We start from the raw sequence: 15615 nt of genomic DNA on the forward strand, positions 1-15615 counted from the left end.
ACTCCTGTCTCTCTCACAGTTCGGTCGTCGCGATTCGGTTGCCGCCCGCGGCCTTCGCCTCGTACATCATCGAGTCCGCGACCTGCGTTGCCCGCGTCACGATGTCGAGGTTCTGGTCCCACACGGGCGAATCCGCGTGCAGAATCGCGGCCCCCACACTGACCGTCACCGCGATGGGATCCTCGGGATCGCGAAGCGCTCGGCGTACTCCGTGGACCAGTGCATCGATGTGCAGTCGTGACGTCGACACGACGGCGAGATACTCCTCGCCGCCGGTGCGCGCGATCACGCCGTAGTCGCCCAGGTGTGCTCGCAGGCGCTCGGCGACCCGCACGATGACCGCGTCGCCTTCCTCGTGCCCGTACATGTCGTTGACGGATTTGAAGCGGTCGATGTCGATCATCACCGCCGCGGAGCACTGATCCTTCTCTCGGCCCAGTGGCCACACCTCGTCGATGGCCGCGTCGAGACCACGACGATTGCGCAGACCGGTGAGCGGATCGAGCAACGAATTGCGGGCATCGTCGGTCAACATGGTGATGAGCAGATGCGACACCAGCGGAACGCCTGCGATCGCGAGCAGTACGACGTGCGTCCGGAAGATCAGTGAGGCGGTGTCGATCTCCCCACCGGAGTGCGTGGCCGCCGCGGCGACGAGGGTGCACGCCACCGCGAACACCAGGTGCGCGAGCAGCCAGCGTGGACTGAGGCAGAACGTGCAGAACGTCCCGATCACCGCGAACAGCGTGCAGGTCAGGAGCGCGTCCGCGAGTGGGTTGATCGCTATCGCCGACGCCGTTCCGAGGTCGGCGAAGACTGCGAACGCCACCACCCCGACTCGGCCGGGAAACGGTCTGGTGATCCACGCCGCGCTGACGGCCACGACCATGACCACCAGACATACTTTCCAGGTGACGGCGACCGGGCTGCGTGAAGTGTCCTCCGAGAACAGTGACACCGCCGCCAGCACGCCGAAGTTGAGCGTCAGGAATGCCATCACCCACCGGACGATCTTTCCGGCGGGCCGGGAGTTCTGGAAGTCCGCCATCCAGCGGTAGTCGTAGGGCTGGGTGAACCAGGCGCGTAGAGCGCCCACAGCACTGTGGTGGTTTCGGCGGTGCGACGTCGAAATCACCAGTGGGTCAGAAGTATCGGGGGAAAGGAGACCAGTCGGGCTCGCGCTTTTCCAGGAAGGAGTCGCGCCCTTCCACGGCCTCGTCGGTCATGTACGCCATTCGGGTCGCTTCACCGGCGAACAGTTGCTGACCCACCAGGCCGTCGTCCTGCAAATTGAAGGCGTACTTCAGCATTCGTTGTGCCTGAGGTGATTTCGCGTTGATCTTCGCAGCCCACTCGATTGCCGTGTTCTCTAGCTCTGAGTGATCGACCACCTTGTTCACTGCGCCCATACGGTGCATCTCCTCGGCCGAGTACGTCTCGCCGAGAAAGAATATCTCCCGGGCGAACTTCTGACCGACCATCTTGGCCAAATACGCACTGCCGTAACCACCGTCGAAGCTGCCGACGTCCGCGTCGGTCTGCTTGAACCGGGCATGCTCGCGGCTCGCGAGGGTCAGATCGCACACCACGTGCAAGCTGTGGCCGCCGCCCGCTGCCCAGCCGTTGACCAAGCAGATGACCACCTTGGGCATGAAGCGGATGAGGCGCTGCACCTCGAGGATGTGCAGGCGCCCGGCGCGGGCCTTGTCGACGGTGTCGGCGCTCTCTCCGTCTGCGTACTGGTAGCCGCTGCGTCCGCGAATGCGCTGGTCACCGCCGGAGCAGAAGGCCCATCCGCCGTCCTTGCTGCTCGGCCCGTTGCCGGTGAGCAGAACGGTCCCCACATCGGAGCTCACCCGAGCATGTTCGAGCGCTCGGAAGAGCTCGTCGACGGTGTGCGGCCGAAACGCGTTGCGAATCTCGGGACGATCGAACGCGACCCGGACGGTCGCGTCGGACACGTGCCGGTGATACGTGATGTCGGTCAGGTCCTCGAAGCCGGGAACGGGACGCCACAGTGCTGGGGTGAAGGTCACGGGCGTCAGCTTAGTGCGGGCCGACGCCGGATCAGGGCTGGGTCCGTGCCGACCGGTCGGTGCAGCTAGCGTGCAGTCATGACCGACCCGATCGAACTGGACCGCGATTACGACCACCACGGAGGCTTCCCGCGTTTCGTGCCTGCGAAGGTGGGCCCGGAGTACGGGCAGCTGCTCGAGGCGCTGCGCACGGTGCAGGACCTCGCGGTATCGACCTCGTTGCCGGCCGAGGTCACCCAGGCGGCGGCAGACAAAGCCCGTGAACTGATCGAGTTGCTGACCCCGCACGTGGTGGCCGAGGGCCGCCAGACCGCCGGGCGCGTTCCGCGTCTGCCGGGTCGAGGCTCGCTGCTGTTGATGCCGTGGATCATCGAGAAGATCGACGCCGACGGCGTCCGCAGTCGGGGCATGTTCCGTCGTTTCCATCTCGGGGGAAACTCCGCAGCGCACGGCGGCACCCTGCCGCTGCTGTTCGACGACCTCTTCGGCCTCATCCAGCACGCCTACGGCAGGCCCATCAGCCGGACGGCGTATCTGCACATCAACTACCGCAAGGTGACGCCGCTCGATACCGAGCTGGTCGTCGAGGGTGCGGTGGATCGGGTCGAGGGACGCAAGACGTTCATCAACGCTCGGCTGACCGATCTGGACGGCAACCTGCTGGCCGACTGCGAGGCGTTGATGGTGCAGTTGCTCCCGGGGCAGCAATGATTCCCCCGATCGGCGATGTGCTCGACGGTGCACACGTGCTCTCGCTGCCGATGCGCACCAAGTTCCGTGGCATCACCATCCGTGAGGTGATGTTGATGCGCGGGCCCGCCGGGTGGGGTGAATTCTCACCGTTTCCCGAGTACGACGACGCGGAATCGGCCCCGTGGTTGGCGTCGGCGATCGAAGCCGCGTGGGACGGCCCGCCGAGTCCGCTGCGCCGACGCATCCCGGTGAACGCGACGGTCCCGGCGGTAGCGGCTTCGGACGTGGCGTCGGTGCTGAGCCGGTTCCCCGGGGCCGAGACGGCGAAGGTCAAGGTAGCCGAGAAGGGGCAGACCCTCGCCGACGACGTCGCACGGGTGCGCGCGGTGCGCGAGCTGGTTCCGCGGGTACGGGTCGACGCCAACGGGGGTTGGAGCGTCGACGAGGCGGTTGCGGCTCTCGTCGCCCTGACCGCCGACGGTCCACTCGAGTACGCCGAGCAACCGTGCGCGTCGGTGCCGGAGTTGGTCGAAGTGAGGCGTCGGGTGCGCGGGGTGCGGATCGCTGCCGACGAGAGCATTCGCCGGGCCGAGGATCCGATGAAGGTCGTCCGCGCAGGCGGAGCCGACGTCGCGGTGCTCAAGGTCGCTCCGCTCGGTGGAATGCGGGCGCTGCTCGAGCTCGCAGGCGAACTGGGGGAGTACGGCGTGCCGGTGGTGGTGTCGAGTGCGCTCGATTCGGCCGTCGGTATCTCGGCCGGTTTGGCCGCAGCTGCTGCGCTGCCACATCTCGAATTCGCCTGCGGTCTGGGGACGGGCGCACTGTTCGTTCGAGACGTCGCAGCCGCACCCGAGGTGATCGACGGAACGTATCCGGTCGGCAGCCTCGAACCCGACGCCGAGGCCCTGATCGAGCTCGATGCGGACGCTGATCGCACGCAGTGGTGGATCGATCGAGTTCGGCGCTGCCACGCGCTTCTGCGGTAGTCTTGCGCCCGGTCCGCGTGGGGCCGCTGACACATCTGGGAGGAACTTCGAAGTGGTTGCTGCACTCAAGGATTCACTGCTCGACGAGTCGAAGGCCGACGCGCTGCGCGCCGATGTCCTGGCTCTGATCGACGCCGAGGTCGCAGACAAGAAGGGTGCGAGCGGGCTCGCGGTCAAGGGGGGATACGGCGCGGTGAAGAAGGTCGGGCCGTCGTACATCGACAACGCGGTCTCGGCTCTGTGGCCCGATTTCGTCGACAAGCTCGACCCGTTCTGGCAGTCGTACAACGCTGCCCCGCAGGGCACGTTCGGTCAGTACCTGGCCGCCAACGGCGACGCGGCCTCCGACGCACTGCTCTCGGTCACCGATGCCCGTATCGAGGAAACCGACAAGTCCGTCGTGAAGAAGTTCTACGGCAGCCTGCGTGGCTCGGCGAAGAAGAACGTCACCGAGGCACTGCCTCGGGTGGGTGACCTGGTCGCCAAGCACGCCTGAGCGGCTTCGCCGCATGTGAGTGGAAACTCGTAGCCTGCTACGAGTTTCCGTTCACATGCGCGTAGCGCTCAATCGCTCCCAGTCGGCTTCCGTCTGATCCGCGTACAGCTGCGCGAAGCGGCACAGCGCAACCTCGAGGGCATCGGAATCGCCGGTGTAACCCGAGATCATCGACGCGCCACTGGTGCGCGCATGTCCTTTGGCCAGCAGTCGGCCCACCACCCGTGCGTAGTCGACCAGAGCGGGCGCATCGATCGACGACAGGTCGATCGTTCCCTTCATGTTGCGGAATTGGCGCACGTAGTACTGCCGTCCGGCGATGGTCGTCCAGCCCAGCAGCGGATCGCTGACGGTCTGCAGATCCTGCTGGTACTCCACGACCCGCTGGCCCTGGTGATCGTGCCAGGCCGATTCGCCGTGCACGTACGGCGCGAGCACCGAACGTCTGGCCTGCTTGAGCTGCAGGAACACCACGTCGTCCTCGCTGGTGCCCTCCAACAACGCCACGTACGCCCGCAGGCCGACGCTGCCGACGCCGACGACGCGGTGCGCCACGTCGATCAACGTGTATCCACCGAGCACTCGACGCCAGTGCGGGGTGAGGGTGAGCAGGTACTCGTCCAATCCGACGGCGAGGAGTTCCTCGTCCCGCGCCGAGATGCGGGTGGTGATCGGCGGCTCCTCGACGATTCTTCGCTTGCCCTCGTGCTTTTCGGTGAAGCGCGGCAGAACGCGGTCACTGGTGCGTCGACGCGCTTTCTTGGTGGCGCGTTTGATCTCCTTGCGCAGCGAACCCTCGGTGGCGTCGCGCTGCAGTTTCTCGGCCGTCAGGCGCTGGAACGAACGCGACATCAGTGGCTCGTCGGCAAGTCTGGCCACCTCGATTCGGTACGCGGACACGCAGGCGGTGACGGCGTCGCGGCACTGGTCCTCGGTGCGGCCGTTCTGCCGCCCGGCCACCCAGATGCTCGCGGCGAGGCGTCGTAGATCCCATTCCCAGGCTCCCGGGTGGGCCTCGTCGAAGTCGTTGAGGTCGATGACGAGGTCGCGTTCGGGGGAGGCGTAGAAGCCGAAGTTGCCCAGGTGCGCGTCGCCGCTGATGACCGGGTTGATGCCGGTCGACGGCAGCATCGCCACGTCCCGGGCCATGACGATGGCCGTGCCGCGCAGGAATCCGTAAGGGGATTCGACCATCCGCTCGAGGCGCGTCGGGATCAACCATTCGATGCGGCCCTGGTGCGAGTATTCGATCTGCTTGACCGGGTCGGGTCGATCCGCCGGTGGGGTCCAGTCACCCAGGGAGGCGATCGGTACCTTCTCGCGGAGGCGTCGACCCAGTTCGTAGCGTTCGGCGCGGGGGAGAGGACGGGCACGCAGCGAGGCGAACGATGCGCTGTCGACATCTACCGAGTCGGTGACGACCGTGTGACCTTTTCCCAAGCCGGACATGTGAGATGACACTAATCCGTCCTCGGCCGTGCGGACGACATCGGTGGACCTGAGTGCGTATGGGGTCGCGTCGATTCACTCGGGCCGCCCTCGCCGATAGTGCTGGACGACCTTCGCTCCCATCGGCACTGCGAACAGCATCATGAACACTCGGATCACCTGGGCGGCCACGACGAACGTCACGTTCGCACCGGTCGATGCCGCGATGGCCAACACTGCGTACACCCCACCCGGGGTGGTGGCGAGGTAGCCCTCGTATCCGCTGGTGCCCGTCGCCGAGGCCAACCACAGCCCCAACATCGCGCACCCGACGGTGACGGCGATGATGAGCAGCAACGCGGACGGCAGCACCCGCGAGATGGACTTCAGGCTCGCGACGGTGAACCGCAGACCGGCTTGCCACCCGATCACGATGTACGCCGCCCACAGCAGCAACGTGGGAACAGTGGCGTCGAACGAGAACCCGAGAAGGTCGGCGCACGTGGCGACGATCAGCGGGCCCAACAGTGCCGGAGCGGGAAATCGGAGTGCCAGTGCGAGCAGCACTCCCACCCCGCCGCAGACCAGAACGAAGGCCAAGTCCACGTACAGCGGAGCTCCGGAATCGGCGAGCATCGTCGACTGACCGGGTTGTGCGCGGAACACCAGTGTCGCCACCAGCGGCAGGGTGGTGGTGACGAGAACGACCCGCAGGTACTGCACCACCGCCACGACGCGTTCGTCGCCGCCGAGTTCCTGGGCGATGGCCACCAGCCCCGACGCGCCGCCCGCGACCAGTGCCAGCGCACCGGTCAGCGAATCGATGTCCTTGCGCAGTCCCAGCAGTGCGCCCGCGGCGATGGACAACAGAAGCGTTCCGACGCAGGCCAGCAGCACCGGCAACCAGGCGTCGCCCAGTGAGCTGAGCGTGTCTCGCTGCACCAGCGTTCCGATCTCGACACCGAGCACCGCCTGAGCCACCATGCCGAGCCGTCGCGGCAGCGGAGCGCGCTCGGTGCCCGTGGTCGGTGCCCAGCCTGCGAGAGCGAAGATCACCGCCACCAGCAGCGCGACGAACAGCGCTGCCGACGGAATCCCCAGAGCGTCCGCGCCGACGGTCAGGCCGACGGTGACGAGAACCAGCAGCGACCAGCGAATCAAGAAGGCCGCTCGATCTCACGAACCTCGGGCGGCAGCCCCCACTCGGAACGGCCGAGCCGGCTCAGCGGGGCGATGGCGTCGAACTCGGGGAGGCCGTCCTCGGCCAGATATTCGGGACGCACCGACAGGGCGACGACGTTGCCCATGACGACGAAGCAGTTGCCGACCTCGACGACGCGATGCAGTCTCGCCTCGATGGCGATCGGAGCGGCCGCCACGCGCGGTGGTGTGACGACGGTGCTGGGCTCGCTCTCGATCCCGAGCTCCTCGAATTCGCTGACGCCGTGATCGAAGCTCGCCGAGCTGCCGTTGACCTGATCCACCAACGGAGCCGTCGCCAGATTGACGACGAACTCGCCGGTGGCCTCGATGTTGCGCAGACTGTCCTTGCGGCTCACCGAGGTGAACTGCACGACCGGCGGTTCCACCGAGGACACCGTGAAGAAGCTGTACGGCGCGAGGTTCGCCACACCGTCGGCCGAGACGGTGGAGATCCATGCGATCGGCCTGGGGACCACCGACGCGGTCAGTAGCTGGTAGAAGCGGCGGGGGGAGACCTCATCGGGCCGGAAGACTGTACGCACACGTCAATACTGTCAAAGCCCGGTTGCGGCGGCTGACCGACACATCTGACACTCTGGATTCTGTGAATCCGTCCACCGCACAGGCCACCGCAGTCGTCGACGAACTGGCACGCAGCGGGATCCGAGACGTCGTGTTGTGTCCCGGCTCGCGGAACGCCCCGCTGGCGTTCGCGCTGCAGGAGGCGGATGTCGCCGGTCGCCTGCGGTTGCACATGCGGATCGACGAGCGAACCGCGGGCTTTCTGGCCATCGGCCTGAGTCTGGGCAGTGGTCAGCCCGTTCCTGTGGTGATGACGTCGGGAACCGCGGTCGCCAATCTGGGGCCTGCGGTTCTCGAAGCGAACTACGCGCGCATCCCGCTGATCGTCATCAGCGCCAACCGCCCGTACGAGATGCTCGGCACCGGCGCGAACCAGACCATCGAGCAGCTCGGTCTGTTCGGATCTCAGGTACGCGCGACGATCAGCCTCGGACTCGCCGAGGAAGGCCCCAAGCAGAACAGTCAGTGGCGCAGCGCCGTCTCCCGCGTCATCGCCGCAGCGCGCGGCGCACGCTCCGGCAACGCTGGTCCGGTGCACTTCGACATCCCACTGCGTGAGCCACTGGTGCCTGCGATCGGCGACCCCGGCGCGCGTCCGGAGGGTCGGCCCGACGGGTTGCCGTGGACCTCGACCACCCAGGCGACACTCGACGTCCCCGTCGAACTGGATCTGACAATCGACACCGTGGTCGTGTCCGGCCATGGCGGTGCCGTGCGTCCGGAGCTGGCCGGGTTGCCGACCGTCGCCGAGCCGACCGCACCCCTGCACGGAATCCCGTTGCATCCCTTGGCTCTTGCGCAGTTGAAGCCGCGCCAGGCCGTCATCACCGGGCGGCCGACCCTGCACAGGCAGGTCTCGGCTCTGCTGGCCGATCCGGCCGTGGACGTCATCGCGCTCACCACCGGTCCGCGCTGGCCCGACGTCTCGGGCAACGTGTTGGCCACCGGTACCCGAGCAGTCACCACCGGTGCGCCCGACCCCGCCTGGATCACCCGCTGCGCCGCGCTCTCCGAGAGAGCCGAACTGGCTGTGCATCAACAACTTCGAGAGCACCCCAAGCCGACGGGACTGCACGTGGCCGACGTGGTCATGTCTGCGCTGCAGCCCGGAGATCAGCTGGTGCTCGGAGCGTCCAACCCCGTGCGCGACGCGGCCCTGGTGGCGACTCCGAACCCGGACGTGAAGGTTCTCTCCAACCGCGGCGTGGCCGGTATCGACGGCACCGTCTCGACGGCTATCGGTGCCGCGATGGCCGGAAAGCGGCGCACCGTGGCACTTCTCGGCGATCTGACATTTCTGCACGACGCATCGGGCTTGCTGATCGGCACCGGTGAACCGCGTCCCGAAGACCTGACGATCGTCGTCGCCAACGACGACGGCGGCGGCATCTTCGAGCTCCTCGAACAGGGCGATCCGCAGTACGCGGGGGTGTTCGAGAGAGTGTTCGGTACGCCCCATGGCATGGACCTCGGCGCGATGTGCGGTGCCTACCGCGTGGAGCACCACCTGGTCGACTTGGCCGATCTGGCAACCGAACTCACCGGACATGCCACGGGAATCAGGGTGCTGGAAGTGACGACCGAACGATCGGGACTGCGAGATCTACACGCGGCGATTCGGGCGCGGCTCTAGAAGTCGTTCTTGCCCTGCCGGAACTTCGCTGTGAAGGAGGACCCCGTGACGGGTGCTTTCGAGGTACTGGTGGACGATGATCGCACTCAGCTCGAGGCGTTCGTCGAGGACTACCGGAGGGCGCTCGATGCGACAGTCGATGGTCTCACCGAGGAGCAGGCGCGCGAACGGTTGGTTCCCTCTGCCACAACGGTTCTGGGATTGCTTAAGCATGTGACATGGATGCAGCGAGTGTGGTTCGAGGAATGCATCGGAGGTGGGTCCCGGGCTGCACTCGGCCTGGTTCGCAGTCCCGCGGAGTCTTTCGTCCTGGAGGACGGCGACACCATCGCCGGCGTCGTCTCGGCGCACAGACAGGCGTGCGCAACTGCCCGAACCGTCGTAGCCCCGTTGGCGCTCGATGCCATCGTGACGGGCCATCACACCGGGCCTCGTACCGTGCACTGGGTATATCTGCAGGTGCTCCGGGAATTGGCACATCACTGCGGCCATGCCGACATCCTTCGGGAACAGATCCTCGCGTGAAACCAGAACTCGGTCGACCGAACGAAGGAGCGGACAAGTGAGTAGAACCCTTGACAGTTACGAATCGGCGGCTGATGTGTACGTTCAGCGAACGAGACGCGATTCGACGCGCGCGTGGCAGCCGTTCATCGACGAGTTCGTTGCACAGGTCGATGCCGGCCTGGTGCTCGAACTCGGAAGTGGACCCGGTTGGCACGCAGCCGAGCTCGAGCGCCGTGATCTTCGGGTCGAGCGGAGCGACGGGGCTGCGGCCTTCGTCGACATGATGGAGAGGGACGGCTACTCGGCTCGCACGCTCGACATCATCACCGACGACTTCGGTGGGATGTACGACGGAATCTTTGCCAACGCTGTGCTCCTGCATCTGAATTCGCTTCAGTTCGATGCCATTGTCGCAAAGGCAGCCGCGGCATTGCGTCCCGGCGGGATGCTTGCTTTCACTCTCGAGGAAGGTGACGGCGAGGAATGGAGTAACGAGAAGCTCGATCTTCCGCGCTACTTCAAGTACTGGCGGGAACCGGACGTTCGCACACGCCTCGATCCGAGTGTGTGGGAGTCGGTATCGATTGCATCCGAGATGTCCCGCGGTGGGCAGCAGTGGCTGATGGTTCTCGCCGAGCGAGGGCGAGCGGTGTCCTGAGACAAATAAATCGAGCGATGCATCCATCGTCGAGTCGATCTGCTCCAGTAGCAGTGTGACTGTATCGCTGGATTCGCTGTCCGTTCGCGTTGCCATTGAGGCGGATGCGGCTGAACTGCTTGTCTTGCAACGCTGTTGCTGGGTTCAGGAAGCGTTTCCCAACGACACCCTCGATACCCCACCGCTTCGCGAGACCCTCGACGAGGTGACGTCGAGGATCGACGAATCGAACGTATCGATCGTGTGTGACGGCCATCGGTTTGTCGGTGCTGTTCGGGTTCGGTTGATCGACCGCACCTGGGAAATTGGCGTTCGAGTTGTTCACCGGCGCGCGCAGCAACAAAAACATCGAGTTGTACCGACGAGCCGGCTACCGGATCGTCGACGTTGATGAGACCCCGCTGGACACATCCGCGGCGCGATTGTCATGCGAAAGCCTGTGTCCGGACGGTGGTATCGGAGGTCACGCGTCGGTCCGAAGTTCAGAAAGAGCCTCGGTGAGGTGCGCGCGCCCTGTTGTGGTCAGCTGTACGGCCATCCCGCTGCGGCGGACAAGCCAACGGTTCCGTAGGCACGATTCGAGAATTGCGGCACCGAGTGTCCCAGCGAGATGAAATCGTCGTACGCCGAGAATTGCTGCCGCAACGGATGCTCCACTCGGATTTGCGACCCCGGGGTTTCTCCGCTTCCGAGCCCCGGAGTGGAGCGAAATGTGCACGCTGGGAGCGCCCCTGACCCAGGGCCGCGCGATGGCAGTTCTCCTTGCTGGAGCTACGTCTCGCTAACCCTGTTGCTCTGCAACCCATTCGAGGGTCTGGCCGGTTTCCTGGTCGATCATGTCCTTGATCATCTTGTTGATCAGGTCCTCGATCTTGCCGCCCACGATGGGGATCTTCACGGTCGAGTCACCCTTGACGATCAGTTTCGCGCCGGTCCCATTGGGGCGCAACGACAGGGTGCCGTTCACCTTCGCGGGCAAACCGGTGGTGCCGCCGATCAGTGTCCCCTCGGCTCGGTCGCCCTCGAGCGGCCCCCAGTGATCGGTGCGCGAGACGATCAGCTTTCCCTTGATCACTTTCGTGACGAAGCCGGGGAGTTCGGACGTGCCGACCTCTTCGGAGATGTCGACGGTCAGGCCACCGTCGTCGTGCTTGGTCAGCTCGTACCCGTCGGTCTTCTTCGCTTTGGCGAACCGCGCCATCCACTGGTCCTCGCTGGTGAGTGCTGCGTGCACGTCAGCGGGGGGATTGGACGATTCGACGGTGAACTCGAAGCTGCGCGACATGAGTCCAGACGCTACCCGAGCCGAGTCCCGTCGGCTGCGAAGTAACCTGATCGCTGTGACCGATACCGACAGAGGCAGCCGAACGCTGCACAGGGCCCGGCTGGTCGTGCTGGTGGTCGCCGTCGCGATTTCTGTCCTCGCCGTGTTGCTCGTCATCGGAGCCTGGCGCAACGACGTCACCATCGATTCCGACAAGGGCACCGCCACCGCCGAGGTGCTGTCCGCGGGCAAGCTGCGCTCGGCCGTCAGCTTCATAACCCCCGACGGTGTGACGCACAACCCCCCTCTCGGCGTGCTGTACCCCACCAATCTCGTCGCGGGCCAACGCATCGAGGTCGAGTACTACAAGGCCGACCCGGACGTCGAGTTGGTTCGCGTCGCGGGCCGCGACGCTACCGTCGCGATCGTTCCGGCCGGATCCGTCATCGTCGTCACGTGGCTGATTGCCGGCCCGGTGCTGTTCTGGTTACGTCGCAAGGAGGCCGAGAATGCGTAACGCCAAGCAGTGGGTCATCGCTGCGCTCGCCGCAATCGCCGGGTTCGCGCTGGTGAATTTCGGCAACATTGCGTCCTCGATCGTGGTGATGGTGCTCGCCGTGGTGTTCGTTCTCGTCCTGACGACGCCCGTGCTGTATCCGCGATCTCTGTCCGACGACGCGTCGCGCAATCAGGCAACGGAGAAATCGGTGCCGTTGATCTACTGGCGTCCGGGATGCATCTTCTGCTTGCGGTTGCGGGTCGCGCTGCTGCTGCGCGGAAAGAAGGGCGTGTGGGCGAGCATCCGCCAGGACCCCGCTGCGGCCGCGCGAGTGCGATCGGTGAACGACGGCAACGAGACGGTTCCCACGGTGTTCGCGGGCTCCGAACATCGCACCAACCCGGATCCGTCGTGGGTGCTCGCGCAATTCGTGTGACGTTGGCCCACACGTAACGTTGTCCATACCTGGCCGACGGCGGGGCCGCCCACACTGAGGATCGTGCGAGTAGCCATCGTTGCGGAATCGTTCTTGCCCAACATGAACGGCGTCACCCACTCGGTGATCCGTGTCCTCGAACACCTCGACAAGACGGGGCACGACGCCATCGTCATCGCCCCTGACAATCCGTCCGGTCCCAGAGCCGCGACGTGGCACGACAACGTTCCGGTGCACCGGGTGCCGTCCGTCATGGTCCCCAAAGTGAGCTCGCTACCCGTCGGCGTCCCCGGGCTCGGCATGGTCTCGGCGATGCGCGCCTTCGCTCCCGACGTCGTACATCTGGCGTCACCGTTCCTGCTCGGAGCGGGCGGGCTGGCCGCCGCCAACCGTCTGGACCTGCCCGCGGTCGCCGTTTATCAGACCGACGTCGCCGGTTTCGCCGCCAGCTACGGCCTCGGCCTCACCTCGAAGGCCGCGTGGCGCTGGACCAGGAGACTGCACAGAGGCGCGGCCCGTACTCTGGCCCCGTCCACCTCGGCCGTCGACGCGTTGGAGTTGCACGGCATTCCGCGCGTCCACCGGTGGGCCAGGGGAGTCGACGCCGTCCGGTTCGCACCCTCGGCCGCATCGCAGACGCTCAGAAGCCGGTGGGGAGCGGACGAGAAGCTGATCGTCGGCTTCGTCGGCAGGCTCGCCCCGGAGAAGCACGTCGAGCGGCTCGCCGTACTGGCCGCAGACCCGTCGATCCAGCTGGTGATCGTCGGCGGCGGACCCGACACAGCGGCACTGCAGACCCTGATGCCCGGAGCGATCTTCACCGGCCAACTCGGCGGCGACGAACTCGCTCGGGCCTACGCCAGTTTCGACATCTTCGTACACCCCGGCGAACACGAAACCTTCTGCCAGGCAGTGCAAGAGGCCCTCGCCAGCGGCGTCCCGGTCATCGGGCCCGACGCGGGAGGCCCGCGCGATCTGGTCTCGCACTGCCGCAACGGATATCTGCTGCCGGTCGACAAGTTCACCGAACTGCTGCCCAGTGCCGTCGGAGCGCTCGCCGAACCCACCACCCGCGCCCGCTTCGGCGACGCAGCCCGCAAATCGGTACTGCACCGCACCTGGCCTGCCATCTGCGACGAGCTGATCTCGCACTACTACGACGTGCAAGGCATCACAGCGCCGCGGGTGCAGAAGATCGCTTGAGTAGTCTGGACTTCGTGGCCCAGACATCACGCGCAACCCTGGCAAAAGAGCCCCACGAGGTGGCGTCGATGTTCGACGGCGTCGCCCGTCGATACGACATCACCAACACGGTTCTGTCGTTCGGACAGGACCGGAGTTGGCGCAAACTGACTCGGCGCGCCCTCGATCTCAAACCTGGCGAGCGGGTACTCGACCTCGCCGCAGGCACCGGCGTCTCGACCGTCGAACTCGGGCTCAGCGGAGCCTGGTGTGTGGCCACCGATTTCTCCAAGGGCATGCTGCAGGCAGGACTGCAGCGAGGCGTTCCGATGGTCGCAGGCGACGCGATGGCGCTGCCCTACGCCGACGCCAGCTTCGATGCCGCCACCATCTCCTTCGGCCTCCGCAACGTCTCCGATTTCGACGCGGGCCTGCGCGAGATCGCCCGCGTCACCAAGCCCGGTGGCAGGCTCGTCGTCTCGGAGTTCTCCACGCCGGTGTTCGGACCGTTCCGCACGGTGTACATGGAGTACCTGATGAAGGCGTTGCCGAAAGTCGCTCGCGCCGTGAGCAGTAACCCCGATGCCTACGTCTACCTGGCCGAGTCCATCCGCGCGTGGCCGACGCAGGAGCAACTGGCACAGCGGATCGCCGATGCAGGCTGGACCGACGTGCAGTGGCGCAACCTCACCGGTGGAATCGTGGCTCTGCACAAGGCAACTCGGCCCTGACGCGATTCACGTAAAAGGCGGCCGGGAATCGATTTTCAGTGATCCGGTTCCCGATGCCCGCCACGTGCGGGCGACGAGGTCGCTGTCCGCTTCGGTGATGAGGTTACCCATGCAGCGGACGGCGACTTTCATCAGTGCCCGTGAGCGCATGCCCACCGGTCCCGCTGCGGGTAGGAATCTCGGCACCGTCAACAGTCCGGCGAGGCGTCGAGCGATGGAGAAGGCCTGCCCGTAGTGCTCGCGCAGCAGGGTCGGCCAGGCGTCGGTGAGGTCGGGGTGATCGAGCAGGTCGACGACCATGCGGCCGCCTTCGAGTCCGTAGTCGATGCCCTCGCCGTTGAGTGGGTTCACGCAGGCTGCGGCGTCGCCGATGATGGCCCAGTTGGTGCCTGCGATTCCCGAGACCGCGCCGCCCATCGGCAGCAGCGCCGACGCCACCGAGCGCAACTCCCCGCTGAGGTCCCATTCACCGCGGCGCTGGTGGGTGTAGAGGTCGAGCAGTGGCCGCAGCGCTCCGGGTGCCGGCCTCTTGGCGGTGGCCAGGGTGCCGACGCCGATGTTGATGGTTCCGTCGCCCAGCGGGAAGACCCAGCCGTAGCCGGGTTGCAGAGTGCCTGCCGCGTCACGTAATTCGAGGTGCGAGCTGATCCATTCGTCGTTGCTTCGGCCCGAGTCGATGTAGGCGCGAGCGGCGACGCCGAATGCGGTGTCGCGATGCCATTGCCGCCCGAGTTGCTTGCCCAGGTTCGAGCGGACACCGTCGGCGACGATCAGTGTGCGACAGGAGAGCTCGTGTGCGCCGGCGGCGGTCTGCAGGGTTACCGAGCGGACCGAGTTGCCGTCTCGGGTGACGGCAACAGCCTTCGCTCCCTCGGCCATCACGGCCCCGGATTCGACTGCGGCGACGCGAATCCTGTCGTCCAATTCGGTTCGGGGAACTGCACTTCCGACGGTGGGAAGGGACTTGCTCGGCCACTCGAGTTCCAGTTCCTGCCCGAATCCGCTCAGTCGCAGTCCTCGGTTGCGCGCTTTGCCGCGCACCCACTCACCCAGACCCAGCTGATCGAGCTCGGCGACGGCACGTGGCGTCAACCCGTCGCCGCACGTCTTGTCGCGGGGGAACACTGCCGCGTCGGCCAGGACGACGTCGCGGCCGGATCGCGCGGCCCATGCCGCAGCGGACGATCCTGCGGGGCCCGCGCCCACGACCAAAATGTCGGTCGCGGTGGGTGGGGCGGGATGGGGAGAGGTCACGGGTTCCAGTATCCCGATTTCTACCAA

17 protein-coding genes are annotated in these 15615 nt (G+C 66.0%); 10 read left to right on the forward strand and 7 right to left on the reverse strand.

Features of this window, described 5'->3' with window-relative positions; all coding sequences use genetic code 11:
- Window positions 1-13: 13 nt before the first annotated feature.
- Window positions 14-1096: a GGDEF domain-containing protein gene (locus CH283_RS02340; RefSeq protein WP_255183051.1), complete on the reverse strand. Its 1083-nt coding sequence runs from the start codon at window positions 1094-1096 to the stop codon at window positions 14-16.
- A gap of 46 nt (window positions 1097-1142) precedes the next feature.
- Window positions 1143-2036: a 1,4-dihydroxy-2-naphthoyl-CoA synthase gene (locus CH283_RS02345; protein ID WP_094641096.1), complete on the reverse strand. Its 894-nt coding sequence runs from the start codon at window positions 2034-2036 to the stop codon at window positions 1143-1145.
- A 78-nt stretch (window positions 2037-2114) separates the two neighbouring features.
- Here CH283_RS02345 and CH283_RS02350 point away from each other — a divergent pair, with 78 nt between their 5' ends.
- Genes CH283_RS02350 through CH283_RS02360 form a run of 3 tightly spaced genes read left to right on the forward strand, consistent with a single transcriptional unit; the run spans window position 2115 to window position 4211 of the window.
- Window positions 2115-2747: a PaaI family thioesterase gene (locus CH283_RS02350; protein ID WP_068046293.1), complete on the forward strand. Its 633-nt coding sequence runs from the start codon at window positions 2115-2117 to the stop codon at window positions 2745-2747.
- A complete protein-coding gene (locus CH283_RS02355; RefSeq protein WP_094641097.1) occupies window positions 2744-3715 on the forward strand; it encodes an o-succinylbenzoate synthase in 972 nt (323 codons plus the stop codon). The genes CH283_RS02350 and CH283_RS02355 overlap by 4 nt, the downstream gene beginning before the upstream one ends.
- Before the next feature lie 52 nt (window positions 3716-3767).
- On the forward strand, window positions 3768-4211 hold the full coding sequence (locus tag CH283_RS02360; protein ID WP_094641098.1) for a DUF6918 family protein: 444 nt from the start codon (window positions 3768-3770) through the stop codon (window positions 4209-4211).
- Window positions 4212-4262: 51 nt separating this feature from the next.
- On the opposite strand, the gene CH283_RS02365 is transcribed toward CH283_RS02360, so the two are convergent.
- The 3 genes from CH283_RS02365 to CH283_RS02375 all read right to left on the reverse strand — a co-directional run bounded on the left by CH283_RS02365 (window position 4263) and on the right by CH283_RS02375 (window position 7384).
- Window positions 4263-5660: a DUF2252 domain-containing protein gene (locus tag CH283_RS02365; protein ID WP_068046318.1), complete on the reverse strand. Its 1398-nt coding sequence runs from the start codon at window positions 5658-5660 to the stop codon at window positions 4263-4265.
- 75 nt (window positions 5661-5735) lie between these two features.
- Window positions 5736-6800: an AbrB family transcriptional regulator gene (locus CH283_RS02370; RefSeq protein WP_094641099.1), complete on the reverse strand. Its 1065-nt coding sequence runs from the start codon at window positions 6798-6800 to the stop codon at window positions 5736-5738.
- The gene (locus CH283_RS02375; protein ID WP_094641100.1) at window positions 6797-7384 is read right to left on the reverse strand and encodes a flavin reductase family protein; all 588 of its coding nucleotides are present in this window, start codon (window positions 7382-7384) and stop codon (window positions 6797-6799) included. The genes CH283_RS02370 and CH283_RS02375 overlap by 4 nt, the downstream gene beginning before the upstream one ends.
- 62 nt (window positions 7385-7446) lie before the next feature.
- On the opposite strand from CH283_RS02375, the gene menD reads away from it, so the two are divergent.
- The 3 genes from menD to CH283_RS02390 are packed head-to-tail and all read left to right on the forward strand — an operon-like array spanning window position 7447 to window position 10222.
- A complete protein-coding gene (menD, locus tag CH283_RS02380) occupies window positions 7447-9057 on the forward strand; it encodes a 2-succinyl-5-enolpyruvyl-6-hydroxy-3-cyclohexene-1-carboxylic-acid synthase (RefSeq protein ID WP_094641101.1) in 1611 nt (536 codons plus the stop codon).
- 45 nt (window positions 9058-9102) lie between these two features.
- On the forward strand, window positions 9103-9582 hold the full coding sequence (locus tag CH283_RS02385) for a DinB family protein (protein ID WP_217901081.1): 480 nt from the start codon (window positions 9103-9105) through the stop codon (window positions 9580-9582).
- Window positions 9583-9619: 37 nt separating this feature from the next.
- Complete coding sequence (locus tag CH283_RS02390; protein ID WP_176460400.1) at window positions 9620-10222, forward strand: class I SAM-dependent methyltransferase; 603 nt, start codon at window positions 9620-9622, stop codon at window positions 10220-10222.
- Between the two features lie 781 nt (window positions 10223-11003).
- Here the strand turns inward: CH283_RS02390 and CH283_RS02400 are convergent.
- Window positions 11004-11507, reverse strand: coding sequence for a DUF2505 domain-containing protein (locus CH283_RS02400; protein WP_094641104.1), 504 nt, complete (start codon window positions 11505-11507; stop codon window positions 11004-11006).
- Between the two features lie 55 nt (window positions 11508-11562).
- On the opposite strand from CH283_RS02400, the gene CH283_RS02405 reads away from it, so the two are divergent.
- The 4 genes from CH283_RS02405 to CH283_RS02420 all read left to right on the forward strand — a co-directional run bounded on the left by CH283_RS02405 (window position 11563) and on the right by CH283_RS02420 (window position 14334).
- Window positions 11563-12003 carry a DUF3592 domain-containing protein gene (locus CH283_RS02405; RefSeq protein WP_176460399.1) on the forward strand — a complete coding sequence of 147 codons (441 nt, stop codon included), beginning with the start codon at window positions 11563-11565 and terminating at the stop codon, window positions 12001-12003.
- A complete protein-coding gene (locus tag CH283_RS02410) occupies window positions 11996-12421 on the forward strand; it encodes a glutaredoxin domain-containing protein (RefSeq protein WP_094641105.1) in 426 nt (141 codons plus the stop codon). Before CH283_RS02405 ends, CH283_RS02410 begins: the two co-directional genes overlap by 8 nt.
- Before the next feature lie 63 nt (window positions 12422-12484).
- On the forward strand, window positions 12485-13624 hold the full coding sequence (locus tag CH283_RS02415; protein ID WP_217901082.1) for a glycosyltransferase family 4 protein: 1140 nt from the start codon (window positions 12485-12487) through the stop codon (window positions 13622-13624).
- 14 nt (window positions 13625-13638) lie between these two features.
- A complete protein-coding gene (locus CH283_RS02420; protein ID WP_068046274.1) occupies window positions 13639-14334 on the forward strand; it encodes a demethylmenaquinone methyltransferase in 696 nt (231 codons plus the stop codon).
- Window positions 14335-14340: 6 nt separating this feature from the next.
- Here the strand turns inward: CH283_RS02420 and CH283_RS02425 are convergent, their stop codons facing one another.
- The gene (locus tag CH283_RS02425) at window positions 14341-15588 is read right to left on the reverse strand and encodes a geranylgeranyl reductase family protein (protein ID WP_094641496.1); all 1248 of its coding nucleotides are present in this window, start codon (window positions 15586-15588) and stop codon (window positions 14341-14343) included.
- Window positions 15589-15615 lie beyond the last annotated feature (27 nt).

This window comes from Rhodococcus sp. 05-2254-2, assembly GCF_002259095.1.
GTDB lineage: Bacteria > Actinomycetota > Actinomycetes > Mycobacteriales > Mycobacteriaceae > Rhodococcoides.